11 protein-coding genes are annotated in these 15,677 nt (G+C 69.4%); 4 read left to right on the plus strand and 7 right to left on the minus strand.

Annotation, left to right across the window (positions count from 1 at the left end; translation table 11 throughout):
- Positions 1-21: 21 nt before the first annotated feature.
- Positions 22-1,284 (plus strand): MFS transporter, encoded by a 1,263-nt coding sequence (locus QRX60_RS17245; RefSeq protein WP_286001792.1) that lies wholly within the window; start codon positions 22-24, stop codon positions 1,282-1,284.
- A 134-nt stretch (positions 1,285-1,418) separates the two neighbouring features.
- On the opposite strand, the gene istB is transcribed toward QRX60_RS17245, so the two are convergent.
- Genes istB through QRX60_RS17260 form a run of 3 tightly spaced genes read right to left on the minus strand, consistent with a single transcriptional unit; the run spans position 1,419 to position 3,770 of the window.
- Positions 1,419-2,237: an IS21-like element helper ATPase IstB gene (gene istB, locus QRX60_RS17250; protein ID WP_286001793.1), complete on the minus strand. Its 819-nt coding sequence runs from the start codon at positions 2,235-2,237 to the stop codon at positions 1,419-1,421.
- The gene (istA, locus tag QRX60_RS17255; protein WP_286001794.1) at positions 2,234-3,499 is read right to left on the minus strand and encodes an IS21 family transposase; all 1,266 of its coding nucleotides are present in this window, start codon (positions 3,497-3,499) and stop codon (positions 2,234-2,236) included. Before istA ends, istB begins: the two co-directional genes overlap by 4 nt.
- 58 nt (positions 3,500-3,557) lie before the next feature.
- Positions 3,558-3,770, minus strand: coding sequence for a hypothetical protein (locus tag QRX60_RS17260; RefSeq protein WP_286001795.1), 213 nt, complete (start codon positions 3,768-3,770; stop codon positions 3,558-3,560).
- A 209-nt stretch (positions 3,771-3,979) separates the two neighbouring features.
- On the opposite strand from QRX60_RS17260, the gene QRX60_RS17265 reads away from it, so the two are divergent.
- Positions 3,980-4,162, plus strand: coding sequence for a hypothetical protein (locus QRX60_RS17265; RefSeq protein WP_286001796.1), 183 nt, complete (start codon positions 3,980-3,982; stop codon positions 4,160-4,162).
- A 41-nt stretch (positions 4,163-4,203) separates the two neighbouring features.
- Here QRX60_RS17265 and QRX60_RS17270 read toward each other — a convergent pair whose 3' ends face one another.
- Positions 4,204-7,116, minus strand: coding sequence for an AfsR/SARP family transcriptional regulator (locus QRX60_RS17270; RefSeq protein WP_286001797.1), 2,913 nt, complete (start codon positions 7,114-7,116; stop codon positions 4,204-4,206).
- A 148-nt stretch (positions 7,117-7,264) separates the two neighbouring features.
- On the opposite strand from QRX60_RS17270, the gene QRX60_RS17275 reads away from it, so the two are divergent.
- Positions 7,265-7,864 (plus strand): vWA domain-containing protein, encoded by a 600-nt coding sequence (locus tag QRX60_RS17275; protein WP_286001798.1) that lies wholly within the window; start codon positions 7,265-7,267, stop codon positions 7,862-7,864.
- Positions 7,865-7,905: 41 nt separating this feature from the next.
- Complete coding sequence (locus QRX60_RS17280) at positions 7,906-8,835, plus strand: hypothetical protein (protein WP_286001799.1); 930 nt, start codon at positions 7,906-7,908, stop codon at positions 8,833-8,835.
- Here the strand turns inward: QRX60_RS17280 and QRX60_RS17285 are convergent.
- Genes QRX60_RS17285 through QRX60_RS17295 form a run of 3 tightly spaced genes read right to left on the minus strand, consistent with a single transcriptional unit; the run spans position 8,789 to position 15,635 of the window.
- The gene (locus QRX60_RS17285) at positions 8,789-12,859 is read right to left on the minus strand and encodes a TIGR02680 family protein (RefSeq protein WP_286001800.1); all 4,071 of its coding nucleotides are present in this window, start codon (positions 12,857-12,859) and stop codon (positions 8,789-8,791) included. The genes QRX60_RS17280 and QRX60_RS17285 overlap by 47 nt on opposite strands.
- Positions 12,856-14,100, minus strand: a complete 1,245-nt coding sequence (locus QRX60_RS17290; RefSeq protein ID WP_286001801.1) for a TIGR02678 family protein — start codon at positions 14,098-14,100, stop codon at positions 12,856-12,858. Before QRX60_RS17290 ends, QRX60_RS17285 begins: the two co-directional genes overlap by 4 nt.
- Positions 14,097-15,635, minus strand: a complete 1,539-nt coding sequence (locus tag QRX60_RS17295) for a TIGR02677 family protein (RefSeq protein WP_286001802.1) — start codon at positions 15,633-15,635, stop codon at positions 14,097-14,099. The genes QRX60_RS17290 and QRX60_RS17295 overlap by 4 nt, the downstream gene beginning before the upstream one ends.
- Between the last annotated feature and the right edge of the window lie 42 nt (positions 15,636-15,677).

Genomic DNA, 15,677 nt, shown 5'->3' on the forward strand with positions numbered 1-15,677 from the left:
CGGAGCGTCCAGGCTTTCGGTGTGCCAAGACTCCTCATCGGCCTTTCGCTGGGCTACTTCCTGGTCATGCTGGACACGACGATCGTGACTGTGGCGCTTCCCGCGTTGTCGTCTTCTTTGCCAGTCCAGCAATGGATTTCGAACGGTTACACGCTGACGTTCGCGGCCTTCCTCCTGACGGCGGGCGCCTGGTCGGACCGCTTCGGCGCCCGCCGGGTGTTCTTCACGGGCTTGACCTCGTTCGGTGTGCTGTCTCTGTTGTCGGCGTTTTCGTTCGCGCCTTCGATGCTGATCGCGCTCCGCGCGCTGCTCGGAGTGGCGGGAGCGCTGCTGGTGCCGTCATCGCTGTCCCTGATCACGGCGGCCTACCCCGCGGCCGCCGCCCGCGCGAAGGCGATGGGCGTGTGGGCGGCGTTGAGCGGAACGGGCCTGGTGGCGGGCCCGCTCCTGGGCGGCTTGCTGACGCAGACCTTCGGCTGGCGAGCGATCTTCGTGGTGAACGTCCCGGTGGCGGCGGTGGCTCTGGCACTGTCTTCCGCGGCGCCGCGCACCCCGCCCAAGCCAGGCCGCTTCGACCTGGTCGGCCAGGCGTCGGCGATAGTCGCTTTATCGACATTGACCTACGCCCTGGTCGAGGGCAGCCCGTGGATCCTGCCGGTTTCCGTGGTCGCGGCAGCGGTGTTCGTGACGTCCCAACGCCGCCCGGACGCGATGCTCCCGCGGCGCCTGCTGTCCCGGGGCCTGCTGGCGGGCGCGATCGTGAACTTCGGCTTGTCGGGCGTGTTGTTCGTGCTGTCGCTGTACTTCCAGGAGACGCGGGGCTATTCGCCGTCATCGACGGGCCTGGCATTCCTGCCGTTGACGATCCCGACGGCGTTCAACCCGATCTTCACGGGCCGTTGGGTGGCCCGGATCGGCCCCCGAATCCCGGCGGTGTCCGGCTTCCTCCTGATGTCGGCGGGCACGTCGATCCAGGCGTTCGCCCCCGCGCTTTCGGTGGTGGCGCTGGCGCTGCTGGGTTTCGGGGTGTCACTGGCGATCCCGGCACTGCTGACGGCGGTGGTCGGCTCGGCCCTACCCGACCTGGCGGGCATCGCGGGCGGAGCACTGAACGCTTCCCGTCAGACGGGCGCTGTCCTGGGGGTGGCGATCCTCGGAGCCCTGATGACGAGGACGACAGTGTCGATCACCCTGCTCGTGGCAGCGTGCCTCCTCGCGGGTGGAGCACTTGTCGTCGCGTCGAAGTCGAATGCGGGCCGGACTCGAGTCAGTCCTCTCGAATAGTCCGAAGAGTCGCGCCGGTCTTCTCGATGAACCAGAAGGACCACCCGTTGCGGTTCGGGTGGACGTTGTCAACGCTTCGTGAACCTTGACCCCGGGTGGTCTCCGGAAAGTTGACCCCTCCGAGGTGTTGTTGTCTAGTTCTGGTTGGGGTTCTGCTGCTGGTCGCGCAGCAGATTGCGGCGTTGGCGGGTCCGGTAGGAGTCGCCGGTGAGGGTGAGAACCTCGGCGTGGTGGACCAGACGGTCGATCATGGCCGCGGCGACGACATCGTCGGAGAAGGTCTCGCCCCAGCGGCCGAACGGCAGGTTCGAGGTCACCATCACCGAGCCCTGCTCGTAGCGGGAGGCGATGAGCTGGAAGAACAGGTTCGCCGCGTCCTGGTCGAACGGGATGTAGCCGACCTCGTCGATGATGATCAGCTTGTAGCGGCGGATCTTCTTCAGCTCAGCCTCCAGCCGGTTGCCGTGATGGGCGGCGGTGAGCCGGGCGATCCAGTTGCTGGCGGTGTCGAACAGCACCGAGTGGCCTGCCTGGGTGGCCCTGACTCCGAGCCCGATCGCCAGGTGGGTTTTGCCGATGCCGGGCGGGCCGAGCAGAATCACATTCTCGGCCTTCGCGACGAACGTGCTGGTCGACAGGTGCGCCAGCACGTCGCGACGCAGCGAGGGCAGGTGGTCGAGGTTGAAGTCCTCCAGGGTCTTGACCGCCGGGAAGTGGGCGGTGCGGATCCGCATCACGGTGCCTTTGGATTCGCGGTCGGCGACCTGGCGCTGCAACAGTGCGGCGAGGTATTCCTCATGGGACCAGTTCTCGTCCCGGGCCTGGCCGGCCAGCTGCTCCCAGAACGCCCCGATCGTCGGGGTCTTGAGCACCCGGGTGAGATAAGCGATCTGGGACGGCAGCCCGTCTTTCGGCGCTGCGGCCGACGGTTTGGGCTGGACGGTTGTGCTCACGTGTTGCTCGCTTTCGTTGGTGGTGCAGTGAAATCGACGCCGAAGAGCGCGTCGTAGTCCGGCAGGGCCCGCATCGCGACGACGTGTCCGTCGGCGTGACGGCGGGTCTCGCCGGAGACCTCGCGGCGCAGGCGTTCGGCCGCGAAGTTCTTCCGCAGCAAGGCCGCGGCGGCCTGGTGGGCCGGGTCGGTGACCACGACCTGCTTGGCCCAGCAGCGGCCATGCCGGGCGACGAGTTGCCCGTCGCAGAACACCGTCACCTCATCCGGCGAGGCGGTGACGTCAACGAACCGGCCGATCATCCGTGGGTCGACGGAGTAGTCGACGGTGTCGACCCGCACGTAGTAGTCCCGCCCGAGCCGGACCCGCTGGTTCAGCCCGATCGGCGGGGCGACCGGCGGCAGTGGCAGCATGGCCTGGTAGTCGGTTTCCAGCAGCTCGACCGGGCGGCCCTGGATCGACCGGACGGTCCGGTTGTTCGCCCGGACCAGCCAGTCCTCAAGCTGGGTGTTGAAGTCGGCCGGGCCGGTGAAGACCCGGCCGGGCAGGAACGAGGTCTCCAGAAACTGGTTGTTCCGCTCGACCATGCCCTTGAACTCCGGGTCCCGCGGCGGCGCGAGCACGATCTTCGCGGCCAGAGTGCCGACGAACGCCGCGGCCGGGACGCTGACCCGCCCGGTCCCGCCGATCGCGGACTCCCGGTCCCAGACCAGCTGCTTGGTGACCCGGCCGATCCCGTTGATCAGCTGCCACATCCCCGACAGGATGTCCCCAGCCTGCCGCGACGGGATCATCGTCGCGGTCAGGAACCGCGAGAAGCACAGCGTCATCACCAGCACCGGCAGCACCCTTTCCTGGCCCGCGGCGACCGGGATCCGTGGCTCGGGAAACCACAGGTCGCACTGGGCGATCTGGCCGGGCGCGTAGACGACCCGGTCGACCGGATCGATCCCGGCATACTCCGGCCGCAACACGGCCAGCTTCTTCTTCAGCGGCGACATCGAGTACGGCCAGCCGATCTTCTGCGCGATCACCGGGCCTGGCATCCGCGGCCACTCCGCCAGCAGCGCCCGGATCTGCGGCTCGAACGCGTCCGCCACCGACCCTCGCGACGCCCGCTGATACGACGGCGGACCGTCCGACCTCAACGCCGCCCGGACCGTGTTCCGCGCGACCCCCAACCGCCGGGCAATCTCCTTGATCGGCACACCCTCAGCCCGATGCAACCGGCGGATCTCCGCCCAGTCCTCCACGTTCAACACCCTCCTACCTCAGAGGGGGGCAACTTTCGGAAGACTCCTGGGGGTCAGTTTTCACGAGTCAGCGGCAGACGTGGGGATTGAGTGCTTGGACCACGCCGATGGCCGCTCCGCTGGGGCTCTTGTACGAGCGGCCGGCCAGCTCGCCGGTCGTGATGGCCACGCGCTTCGTGTCCGGGTTGAAAGTCGCCTCGATGTGCTGCTTGACGAAGTTGTCGAGCAGTCGCCGGACGACTTCGCCTGCGGAGATGTGCCACGCGCGGGCAAGAAGCATGACCCGGTCGTGGTCGTGGAGGTTCGTGCGGCATGTCGACCTGTGGCGCGGATAAAAGGCTTTCGAGTTTCCTGATCGTTGACTGTTTCCTGTTTGTGCAGGCAACAGGAAACGCCTTGTTTGCCTATTCTGGGTGACGAATCCTGGTTGCAGGGCCCGGAAATCCCCCGGAATCCCTGAAAAACCCCCATTCCTTTGGAGGATTCGTCATGTCCATGCCCAAGAAGCTGGCCAAAATCGGTGGACCCGTGCTCGCGCTCTGCATCGTCGCGGCGGCGCCGGTGATCGGTTCCGCCACGGCGTTCGCCGACGGTGACGGTGGTACGCCGCCGCCGGTCACCACCACCAACCCGCCGCCCGCGGGGACCGACGGCAACCCCTGGCACGGTTGACGTGCGCCGGGCCGGCCGTCAACCGGCCGGCCCGGAATGCGTCACCGCGACGCGCAGGCGCATTCCAACGCGGCGCGTTCGTCGCGCACTTCACCGGCTTCCGGTAGATCGAGCGCGTCGAATTCGGCTTCGGCGGCCGTCCAGTGCGCGACCGCGCCCGTGTGCTCACCCAGCGCGTGGAGCGTTTCGGCGACACCGCGATGAGCGCGGGCTCGATAGGCGCGGTTGCCACTGCCGTCAGCCAGGTCCAAGGCCGCCTTGCACGCCGTCAAAGCGTCCCGCCGGGCACCGCGGGCGAGTGCGGTCGCACCGCGGTCGAGGTAGAGCTGGGTGCGCAGGTCGGCATCCGGCACGTTCGCCGCCACTTCACGCGCCTTGTCGTGGTAGCGCACCGCCTGGTCGAACCGGCCCTGCTTGCGGTGCACGTTTCCGATGTTGTTCAGCGCGTAGGCCTCGACGCAGTGGTCCCCGACCTCCGCGGCGTGCCCGTGCGCCTCCGTGTAACTGGCCAGCGCCTCCGGGAGCAGACCCGAGTTCTCCTGCACGGACCCGAGGTTGTTCAGCGCGTGCGCCACACCCTGGACGTGACCGATTTCGCGCAGCATCCGCGCGGCCGCCGAGTGCTGGCCCAGCGCGACGTCGAGGTTGCCGTGCAGCTCGTTGAGGTAGCCGAGCATGCTCAGCGCGTGGGCCTCGCCCCGCCGGTCCTCGCTCTGCTCGTACTTCGTCAACGCGGCCTCGAGGTGGGCGATCGCCTGCTCGTGCTTGCCCAGCTCCATCGTCGGGATCGCGAGCGCGCACAGCGTCGCGGCTTCGCCTCGCGGGTCGCCGAGGCGGCGCCATTTCGGCAGCGCCTGGGCGGCCAGCTCCAGCGCCTCCGCGAGCTGCCCGCGCCGGTCGTGCGCGGTGGCCAGCCGCAGCAGCACGTGCGCCTGGCCGTAGTCGTTGCCCGAGTCGGCCGAGACGGTCTTCCAGGCGAGGTCGAGGGTGTCGATCCAGTCCTCGAACTGGTTGGTCGTGTTGAAGTAGCGCCACAGCAGCACGGCCAGCCGCCACGTGTGCTCGGGCAGGTCGTGCCGGGCGGCGTAGTGGATCGCGGCGACGAGGTTGTCCCGCTCGGCGGCGATCCACCGGAGCCCGGCGCGGGCGTCGGCGAAGACGGGCGTCACGGGGCAGACACGGTCCGTCCCGGGCAGCTGCGCCCGGTCGAAGGGGTAGGCGGCGCCGACCGCGGCCGCCAGCGTGACCAGGTAGAAGTCGAGCAGCCGCACCAGCGCCCGCCGGGGCGCCGGTTCGACGGCGGCGAACTCCTTGAGCGGGTCGAGCATCTGGTACCGCTCCGGCGCGGCCTCCTCCAGCAGGCTGACCTCGTGCAGGTCGTCGAGCAGCTGCCGGGCCTCGGTGACGTCGCAGCCGGCGAGGGCGGCACCGCCCGCGACGTCGACGTCCGGCCCGGGCAGGCTGCCGAGCAGCCGGAACAGGGCGCGCTGCGGCTCGCCGAGCTGCTGGTAGGAGACGCGGACGGCGGCGACGCCGTCGTCCTCACTCCAGGGGCCGTTCTCTTCGAGCAGGTGGAGCAGGTGCTCCAGCGGCCACCGGTCGTGCCGCCGGAACAGGGCGGCCGCCACCCGGATCGGCATCGGCAGGAACCCGCACCGCTTGACGATCAGCGCCACCTCGGCCGCCCGTCCGCGCACCCGCGGCGGGTCGGTCAGCGCGTGGAACAGCTCGGCCGCTTCTTCCGGCGGCAGCGGCGAAAGCCGGATGTTCTCCCCGGTGTCCGCGTCACCCATCCGCCGGCTGGTGACGACGGCGAGGCAGCCGTCGGCCTCGGGCAGCAGCGGCCGGATCTGCTCGGGCGACGCGGCGTTGTCCAGCACGACCAGCGTGCGGGTGCCCCACAACGTCGTCTGGTAGAGCGTGACCTTCCGGCCCACGGTGGCCGGGATCTGTTCGGCCGGCACGCCGAGCTCGACCAGCAACTCGGTGAGCGCGTCGCCGACGCTGGTCTCGGGGACGCCCGGGGTGAACCCGTTCAGCCGGGCGAGGAGCTGGCCGTCGGGGAAGCGGTCACGCAGCCGATGCGCCGCTTCGACGGCGAGACCGGTCTTGCCGACACCGGGCGCGCCGCTCACCCAGACGGCGTGGCGTCCGTTCGCGGCGGCCGTCTCGATCGTGGCGAGCTCGGCGGCACGCCCGGTGAACCCGCCGGGTCGCGACGGCAGTGAGCTGGGCGGATCGCCGTGTTCGGCGCGCGCGGCGAGGTTGCGCAGCACGGGCCCCGGTTCCATGCGCAGCTCGGCGAGGGCGTCGCGGGTGCCGTGGAAGACGCGCAGCGCGCCGACCCGGTCACCGCCGGCGATCAGGGCGCGCATGAGGAGTTCGGCGTGCTTCTGGCTGGCCGGGTCGGACCGGACGAGCGGCCGCAGCCGGTCGCGCGCCGAGCGGTGGTCGCCGATGTCCAGCTCCAGCTCGGCCAGGTCGCCGACGGCGTCGGGCAGGCTCTCCTCCGGGATCACGACCTCGGGCCCGCCGACGCGGTCGATGTCGATGTCTTCGAGGAACCGCCCGCGCCACAGCCCGACGGCCTCCCGCAGGAGCTCGATCTTCCGACGGGGGTCGTCGGTCCGGCCGGCTTCGGCGCGCAGCCGGTCGAACCGGACGGTGTCGAGCTGGTCCTCGCCGACTCGCAGGAGATAGCCGGTCGGCGTCGTCTCGATGCCCACGTCGGCCGTGTCCTGGACGATGTCGCGCAGCCGCTTGATGTAGCCGCGCACCAGGGTGGGTTTCGTTTCCCGGCCGGCCCAGACGATCTCGGTGAGCCGGGCGGTCGACACCGGCTTGTTCGCGTTCAGGAGCAGCACGACGAGGACGAACCGTTGCTGCTGGTCACCCAGCTGCACCCGTGCGCCGTCGTGCCACGCTTCCAGCGGGCCGAGCATCCGAAACTCCACACAGCCTCCCCGGCCGTCAGCTTGCGTTCCCCGGTTGGTGTCGCGCAATCGGCCGTTGGAGTTTCGGTAATCCGCATTTCTTGCACGTTCGATACACACCGCGTTGCCAGACTCCGCCGGTCGAATCAGGGGTGAAGGAGAAACCGGTATGGGGTCCGACGTGTTGCCGTGTTACGTCGCGTGCGACATCTCGCTTTCGATGGCCGACCACATCGAGGAGCTGAACAGGGGATTGCGCGAGTTCCGCGGGGCGGTCCACGCCGACGCGTCGGTCGCCGACCGGGTGCTGTGCAGCGTGATCGGCTTCGGGGAGGAACCCGCGGCGGTTCACGGGCTCTACCTCACGGGTGAGGTCGCCGAGCTGCCGCCGCCGAGCCCGTGCGCGGGCACCAACTTCGGCCCGGTGTTCACGTTCCTGCGCTCGGCGATCGACACGGACATCCGGCTCTTGGAAACACACCGGGTGCGGGTGCACCGGCCCTTGGTGTTCTTCCTGTCCGACGGTCAGCCGACGGACCCGGTGACCTGGCCGGCGGCGTTCTCGTCGTTGTGCGACCCGGCATGGCCGCGCCGTCCCCGCGTGGTGGCGTTCGGCGTCGGCGACGCGGACGAAGAGGCACTGGGCCGCATCGGCACGTTCCGCACGTACCTGGGCAGAGACGGCGTCCGCCTGGGGACGGCGCTGATCGCCTCGGTGATGCACGTTCTGTCCACTTCCGGTCCACCGCCCGGCCGCACGCTGTCCTGAAGGGGGTGCTGGCCATGGAAACGCACTGAAGGAGAACGACCGTGGAGCGTTCTGAGCTGGTCCAGGAGCTGAAGACGCTGCGCAAGGGGCGCGGGCTGGCGGGCCGCGTCGAGGACCGGGTCGGCCCCCGTCTTCGTTCGGCGTGCTCGGTCTTGGCGGAGGACGGGATGGTGGCGATCCGCGACAAGGTGGGCGGCCGCCTGTCCGAGCTGGCGGCGGACCTGCCCGAGGACCTGCGGGTGGCGGCGCTGGCGGCCTTCGCGATCTGCGCGGAGGCCCGCCAGCCGCTGTACCAGGACCGGGTCCGCTGGGCGGCGAACCGCCTGGACCGCGACCCCCGGACGGTCCGCCGCCGCGTGGACGAGGCGATCGACCTGCTGGCCGAGATGGCGACGGGTTCGTTGCGCGCGTCTCCGCCTCCGACTCCGGAGTCCCGTTGGCACACGGCTTCGCTTGCCGTCGCTCTCGTGCTCGACCAGCCTCAGCCCTCGGTTCTCGAGCAGCGCCGGATCGTCGCTGATCAGGAAGGGCTTCGGTCTCTCGACCTGGCTGTCTCGCTCCCCGGTGGACGTTCGGACCTGTCGGTCACCGTTCTTTACGGCGGGACCTTGCTGGACCGCGGGATGGAGACGAGTGATCGGTGGGGGTACGGGCTGGAGCTGCCCCGTCCGCTGTCCCGGGGCGAGTCGTGGGAGTGCGCGGTGCTGTTCCAGCTCCCTTCACTGTCAGCGCTGCGACCGCACATGGTGACGGTGCCTCGTCAGCCGTGCGACCAGTTCGACCTGCACGTCCGCTTCGGCCGGGTTCCTCCGGAAGTCTGGGCGATGGAGGGAGCGTTCCAGAGGGACGTGTCGGACCCCGGCTACCGCGGCCGCCCGGAGCCGGTGGATTCGTCGGGGGAGGTCTACCTGCGGTTTCGTGGCCTCACGCCAGGCCTGGCGTATGGAGCCCGCTGGGCGGATCACCGGTGACCAGCTCGTGGCCGTCCCAGGTGAATCGCGCGGTGGTGACGGCGTCGTCACCATCGGCTCCGGTGATCAGCTGGTGGATGCCGATTCCGCTGAGCTCCGAGTAGACGCACCATTCGTGGTCCGAGGTCAGCATGAGGTCCAGGTCGAGCGCTGACAGCAGGGCGAATACCTGCCCGCGGTTCGTGGCGTCAACACCGACGAACACCTCGTCGAGAAGAATGACGCGTGGTGCCTCCGGCGCGACCTGGTAGTGCGCTGCGACGGCGGCGAACAGGGGGAGGTGGAGGGCAATCGCCTTCTCCCCACCCGACAGCGCGCCGTGCAGCTTGCGCGTGAGCAACTTCCAGCCTTCGCCGTTGGCCCGGTCGACCTTGACCACGAAATGGTGCCAGGCGGTGTAGTCGAAGACCTGAGCCAGCTGCTGCTCCCAGCTCGTCGCCGTGTCGTCCGCCTTGGCCTGTTCGATCCGGTCCCGGAAGAACCGGTGCAGCGACTCCCGTTCAGCGTCGTTCAACCCGGCCGGATCCTTGAGCAGGAGGTCGCGTGCCGCTTTGGTGCCGGTCGGCAGGTCCGGCGCTACCTGCCAGACGAGCCGGACCGCTACCTTGGACGCTGTTCGCACCCGTTCCAGCCGGGCGTTCATCCCGTCGACGAGCTCGTTCGCCTGCCTGATCCGGGCGGCCAGGTGCCGCCGGGTGTCCCCGGTCAAGGTCTGGTCGAAGAGCCGCCGTTCGCGTTCGGTGATCTCGTCGCGGCTTTGATCGGCTTCGGTCCGGAGAATGTGCAACAGCTCCGCAGCGCCGATTCGGACGCCGTCGACCACCGCGGTGAAGACCTGCACGTCCTCGTCTGTCTCGAGATCGAGGTCAGCGCGGGACTTCAAGGTCTCGCGGCACGAGTGCACGGATTCGGAAAGCCGGTGCAGGGCGTCACCGATGTTCGTGGATGAATGCGGAACGGCCGGCCAGGTCGCGGCGACCAGCCGGGCAGCTTCCAGCGCCGCGCGGACGCCCTCCGACGCGGAAAGGGTCGCTTCGAAGGCAGCCAGGTCGATTTCGCTGTCGGCGGGCAACACGCCGGTCGCGAGCTGCCGGAACCGGTGCGCCGAGGCATCCCGGTGGTTTCCGGCCTGCGTGTGGGCGTCGGCATCGGTTTCCCGGCGGACCTTCAGCTCACCGAGTTTCCCAGTGAGTTCGTTGACCAGACCTGCGGTCGATGCGCGCTCCTCACCCAACCGCGCCGCCTTGGTGCGCAGAGCCTCGATTTCGGCCAGCACTTCGCGGTAGTCGACGCCGAAGGTGCTGTCGACGGCTTCGAGAGTGGCGGCAAGGCGTTCGTGCTCTTCGGTGGCTTGCGCTGCTTCTTCCGCCCGTTCCGAGGCTATCTCCGCCGATCGCCGAGCCTGCTCGGTCGCCGCACCGGCGACCTGCCGGAAGGTCGCCAGCCCGGCCTGCGCTTCGAGCCAGCCTTCGGCCTGGTCCTGGAACGAAGTGAGAGCAGCGGCGAGCGTTCCCAAGGCGGTCCGGTCGGTCGGCACCCCGTGCTCGGCGGCGAGTGCGGTCAGCTCGTGGAGGGTACGGGCCACGTCGCGATCGCGCGCGGTGACACCGTCAACCCGCTCCCGGACGATTTGCTCGGCTGCTGCGCGCTGGGATTCGCGCCGGGTCACCACCTCGGTCGCGGTCACCACCTCGGCGTGGCCGGGGCGCGCCGCGCGTTCGTGGGCGACCACTTCACGGCGAGTCCTCAAGGCGGCCAGTTCTTCGCCGAGCGAGGTCACCACGCCGTCGTACTGCGCGATCGAGGCCGTCAGGTCGTCGATACGACGTTGCCGGGCTCGCTGGCGTGCGAGCGCACCCACGTAGGAAGCGTGCTCCTTCTCCCAGCTTCCGCTGAGCGAGCCCATTCGCCACGAGCCATCGGCAGCGACCGCCGCGGGTGCGTTCTCGGGGAGCCGGTCGCCGAAGGCGATCGACCTCAGCAGCCGTTCGACGGTCGCGGGCTCCACCCCTCCATCGCGTTCGGGGACCAGGACGTCGTCGAGGGAACGCCCGGCGACCGGTGGAAGGGCGTCCGGATCCGCGAAGACGTCGTGGCCGTCGACCTCGCCGCGCGGGCCGATCCAAGCGTCCAGGAGGCCGCTTCCTTCGAGCGCTGCCTCGACCGCCGCTGCCGTATGAGCCGGGGTCGCGTCGGCGAAGTCGACCAGCCGCCACAGCGGTGCGCCGGTCATGGCGGTGCGATCGGTGGTCCGTGTCGGTGGCGTGGCCGGTGGGAGGTCCTGTTCCGTGCGGAGCCGGTCGAGAGCGCTGACCAGCTCGCCGCGTTCCCGCTGTGCCGTCGCCAGCGCCGCGCCGGTCGTCGTCTCTTGGCGGGTGATGTCCTCCAGGATCGGTGTCGCGACCGCGTCGACTGCGGCGAGGAGGACAGGCTCCGCTTCCAGCCGGGTCAGCAGGCTTTCGGGCTCTGGGAACGTCAGCTCGCGGCAGCCGGCGATCCAGGCCAGGAGTTCGCCGCTCAGCGCGGACAAGGCGGCCTCACGTCCGGCGACCGCGGCGGTCAGCCGACCTTGTGCTTCCGAGAGCCTGGCCCTGGCTGTGTCCAGGTCGGCCTCCGCCTGCGTCCGCCGGTCCACGGCGCGTTCGTGACTGTCGAGTGCCTTCCCGGCAGTGTCGAGCTGTTCTTGTCTGCTCCGCACGGCCGCGATGAGCAAGACGCGGGCGGCACTCGTCTCGGCTTCGAGCCGCGTCGAGACTTCCTCGTGCACGCTCAGCAGGCCGGCGCGCATCGCGGCGTTGCGTGTCTCGAGTTCTTGCGTGCGGACGGCTTCGGCCTGTCGCTCCACCGTCTGCGCGGCCGTCTGCCGAACCTGTTCGTCGTTTTCCGCTGCGGATCGCTTGGCCGCTGCGTCCCGGCTGAGTCGATCGGCGGTGGCCCGCGCCTTCGCTGTCCGGCTGCGCAATCTGTCCAGTTCCTGCCCCTGCTTGTATTCCTCACTTTCCATGAGACCGGTCCTGCGTGCTTCGGTCGTGCCGAACTCCGCGGCCAGCTCCTCGGCGCGGCGTTCGGCTTCCGCCTTGAGGACGGCAACGGCCCGGTGGCGTTCAGCCGAGTCCCGGGCGGCCCTGGCCAGGTTGTCCAGCTCGGTGGTCGCCGAGATGAGGTTCGCCGCGCCGGCCCGCAACACCCGCTGGGCATACGTTCGCTGGCGAGCAGCCAAAGTCCGGGTCGCGATGACTTCTTCCTCGAGCGCCTTGAGCCTGTCCCGCTGTGCGTCGAGCCGCTCGAAGCCTTCGGCCAGATCGGCGATTTCCTGCTGTCCCAACGGGGGCAACGCGCGGGAAAGGAGGTTCGACAGCAGGCTCGGGTCGAGCCGCTGGGACAGTTTCGGCATGCGCAGCTGGAGCAGGGCCATGATCAGCGCGTCGAAGCGTTGTTCGTTCAGCCCGGGGAACAGGGTCGTGCGGATCTCCGCGCGGTAGTCGCTTGCGTTGGCATGGACGACGCCGTCGGTCCCGAGGCGTTCCTCCAGCGCACTTTTCGTCAGTGGCTGGCCTGCTTGGTTGACGAGGGAGAGCCCGGCCGGGCCGACACGCAGGCTGGTGGTGAAGTAATCGGGGTGCACGGTGGCCGTGTGTGTGCTCGCCTGCAATCGGGCGCCACAGCTGAACCACCGCTCAGGCTCGCCGGGGTAGCGGAACTCGAGCCAGACGTAGCCGACCCTGGTCGTGCCGGTGGCGCCTTCCCCCATGAGGTTCCAGTGCATGGTTCGTTCGCCGGTGCCGAACGTCGAGAGCCGGTTGGCGCGCAGGCTCGCGTCGAACAGGAAGGGCAGCAGCAGCTCCAACGCCTTCGACTTCCCGCTGCCGTTGGGGCCGCGGAGCAGCAGTCGCCCTTCGTGGAACTCGAAGACCTCGTCGTAGTACCGCCAGACGTTGAGGATCCCGGCGCGGCTCGGCACCCATCGGGCCGGCCTCGCCGGGGTTTCCTCGGTGGCGTGGTGAGGGAGTTCGGTGACTGTCATGACGTCGTTTCTCCGGATCCGGTGGTCCGGGCATCGCGTACCGCGTAGCGGGCCGCTGCCGGCAGTGGCCGGATCAAACCGGCTTCCTGGTGAGCGAGGCCGAACTCCGCCAGGACCGCCAAGGCGTCGGAAGCCAGCTGACGCGGACCGTCATCGTCCCGGTACGTCTTCGCCCAGCGGGGAAAGCGGTCGAGCAATGCGGAAGCTTCGATCTCCAGCTGTTCCATTGTGGATGGACGGGTCAGTGTTTCGAGCAGCAACAGCGCAGCCACCTTGGCAGTGCCGGCGTCGTCCGGGAAACGGGTGTCGGTCGCGATCCCGTCGGTGTCCACGAGGAGAACTCCTTCGGCTCGTTCTTCCAGGACGAAACCGGCTTGGTCCGCGGCGCGGCGCAGCAGTTGCCGCCCGGTGGGTGAGGCCAGGTAGGCGCGTTCGTCGGCGCTGAGGTCGTCGAAGTAGAGCACCGGATCGTCGACGAGCCGGCGGAACACCGAATGCCGCAGCCACAGGTTTCGCTGGACCTCCGAGTGGCTGGCGGTTTCGTCGTGTGCGCCGGAGGCCAGGCCGTAGCGCCGTTCACGCGAAACGGCGGCGAGCAGTTCGTCGAAGCGCAGCGCCACTTCGTCGACCGGCACCGCCAGCTGCGACGCCCCGACCGGCGCGGCCAGGAGCCGGAGCAGCAGGGTCGCGTCGATCCGGTAAAGCACCTTCGCCTCGGCCGAGTCCACGAAGGCTTCGGTCGTCCCGTCGACGACCTCGACGGCACCATACAACTCCAGCAGGCGCAGGACGTCGACGAAGGCCATTCGTTCGCCGCGGATCGCGGTGTCGAAGTTCGGCACCACGTCGTCCGCCGCGGTTGCGCGGCCCACCCGATCGGCCAGCAGGCCGATGGTGGTCACCGGAACGGCGAGCAACTCGGCAGCGACGACGCACAGCAGCGCGTATCTGCGCCGGTCGAACGGGGTCCGTCCGGACCGCAACCGCCGGGCGGGCCGGGTCGGGTCCGTGACGGTCCGAACCTTGACGAGCCGGGCGTAGCCCAGCCGCGGTTCGACGGTCAGCGTCCACCCGCAGTAGTAGTCGAACCACTGCCGGATCGGGTCTCGGCGTCGCCTGACCAGGTCAAACGTTTCCGGCTGGCTTCGCTCGGTGATCAGCGGTGCGGCCAGCAGCCACCGGATGCCGTGCGCGACCTCCTCGCGCTCGGCGGCTACCAGCTGATTGTCCAGCTTGGTCACGGGCGGCCTCCGGCGGTCCGTCGTACGGGACGCTGTCCGGCTGTCCGGATCTCGACGTCGTAATCGGGCCCGCGGAACTGTCCGCGAGGCGTGGTCAGCACGGCTGTCGAGCCGTCACGCGGTAACCGGAGGACGATCTCGATCCGGCCATCGGACGTCGTGCTCCGCCGGCCGCCGCCGCGGCCGGGTGCGGCACCGAGGGCTCGCCCCAGCAGGTCCAGCAGCCGTTCGAACACGCTGTGATCCAGCGTTCCGAACGAAGACAGCCGGACCGGGCCACCCGTGTCGAGCATGTCCCACGCCGCTTCGAGTTCGGCTCGCTCCGCGCGCGCCTGTTCGGCTCTCGCCGCGCGCACGGCTGCGACGTCGCGAACTTTGCCGGTGCGGCTGAACCGCTCCGTGCGTCCGCTGGTCCTGAGGAGCGGGGAGACCTCGACCGGCGGGGCCTCCGCCCATGCTGAGGTCGAACTGATCAGCTCGGGGTCGGGATGCGCAAGGTGGGCATGACGCGCGGAGCTGAGCCCGAAAACGGTCGACCACAGCCGGTGGAGGTCGTCCTGAGCGGGAACCACCGTGAACCACCGGGCGAGTTCGCGGAAGTCGGAGACGGCGCTGCTCGTCCGCCGTCGCGACTCCGTGATCCGGTCGAGCACCTGGAGCAGGGTGATGATCGCCTTGCGGGCCACGATGTGCAGGTGCTCGACCCGTGGCTGGGATCCGTCGACCGGCAGGAACCACGCGCGCAGGCCCGCCCATTTAGCGCGCCGGTGTTCGAGCCAGGCCGGTCCCGGGTCGCTGGTCGTGAGCTGGGGGAGATCCGCGCCGGTCAGGGCGCGCAGCTGCATCAGGCCGACACCGTGGTCCTCGACCTGCTGGATCCGGACCGCGATCGTGTGCGCCCGGTGCTCGAGATTGGTGAGGAATTCCTGGAGGTAGGCGACCGTACTCGCCTTGACCTCGTGGAACGTCGTGAGGTTCGCCCCGTCGGCGCGCAGGAGCCGCTGCAGTTCGCCGTTGAACTGCTTCGTGTTGCCACGCAACGCTTCGAGATGAGCCTCGAGTTCGAGCAGCGCGGTGAAGATGCGCCGGTTGGTGCCCCTGTCCAGCTCCCGGACCAGATCGCCGAGCCGGTCGGCGATCGCGTCGAGCACCGCCGTCTGCAACGCACCGGTCGCGGCGAGGACGTTCATGGCGTGCACAACGCCGGCGAAGGCGGCTTCTCCCTGACGGGTCAGGGAGTACTGGAGGTTGCGACGTTCGTATTCACCGGCCGTCCGGTAGTTCTCGGAGTGGTTCTGAACGACATCGACGAGGTTCCAGTCGCGGAGCTGTTTCAGCCTCCCGGTGAGTTCGTCGTCTTCGATCGCTTCGAGCCAGCCGATCGAGCGCAACCACGCTCGCACGTCGTCCAGGCTCAGCGCGGTCTCGAGCCGTTCGTTCGCCTCACCGAAAGCGTGCAGGATCGAGACGTCGAGCCCGGCCCGATCCCCGCTGGTGAAGCGGAACATCTCGGGCGGGACACGGATCGGATCCATGCTGCCTCCCGGTGGTCAACGGCCAAGCTACGGGATGGCACC

Source organism: Amycolatopsis mongoliensis (assembly GCF_030285665.1).
In the GTDB taxonomy this organism is placed as follows: Bacteria; Actinomycetota; Actinomycetes; order Mycobacteriales; family Pseudonocardiaceae; genus Amycolatopsis; species Amycolatopsis mongoliensis.

Coding starts and splice junctions, on each gene's coding strand:
- QRX60_RS17260 (WP_286001795.1), bottom strand. CDS start 3,770: ATGCTTCTTGCCCGCGCGTGGCACATCTCCGCAGGCGAAGTCGTCCGG.
- QRX60_RS17285 (WP_286001800.1), bottom strand. CDS start 12,859: ATGACAGTCACCGAACTCCCTCACCACGCCACCGAGGAAACCCCGGCG.
- QRX60_RS17275 (WP_286001798.1), top strand. CDS start 7,265: ATGGGGTCCGACGTGTTGCCGTGTTACGTCGCGTGCGACATCTCGCTT.
- QRX60_RS17295 (WP_286001802.1), bottom strand. CDS start 15,635: ATGGATCCGATCCGTGTCCCGCCCGAGATGTTCCGCTTCACCAGCGGG.
- QRX60_RS17265 (WP_286001796.1), top strand. CDS start 3,980: ATGTCCATGCCCAAGAAGCTGGCCAAAATCGGTGGACCCGTGCTCGCG.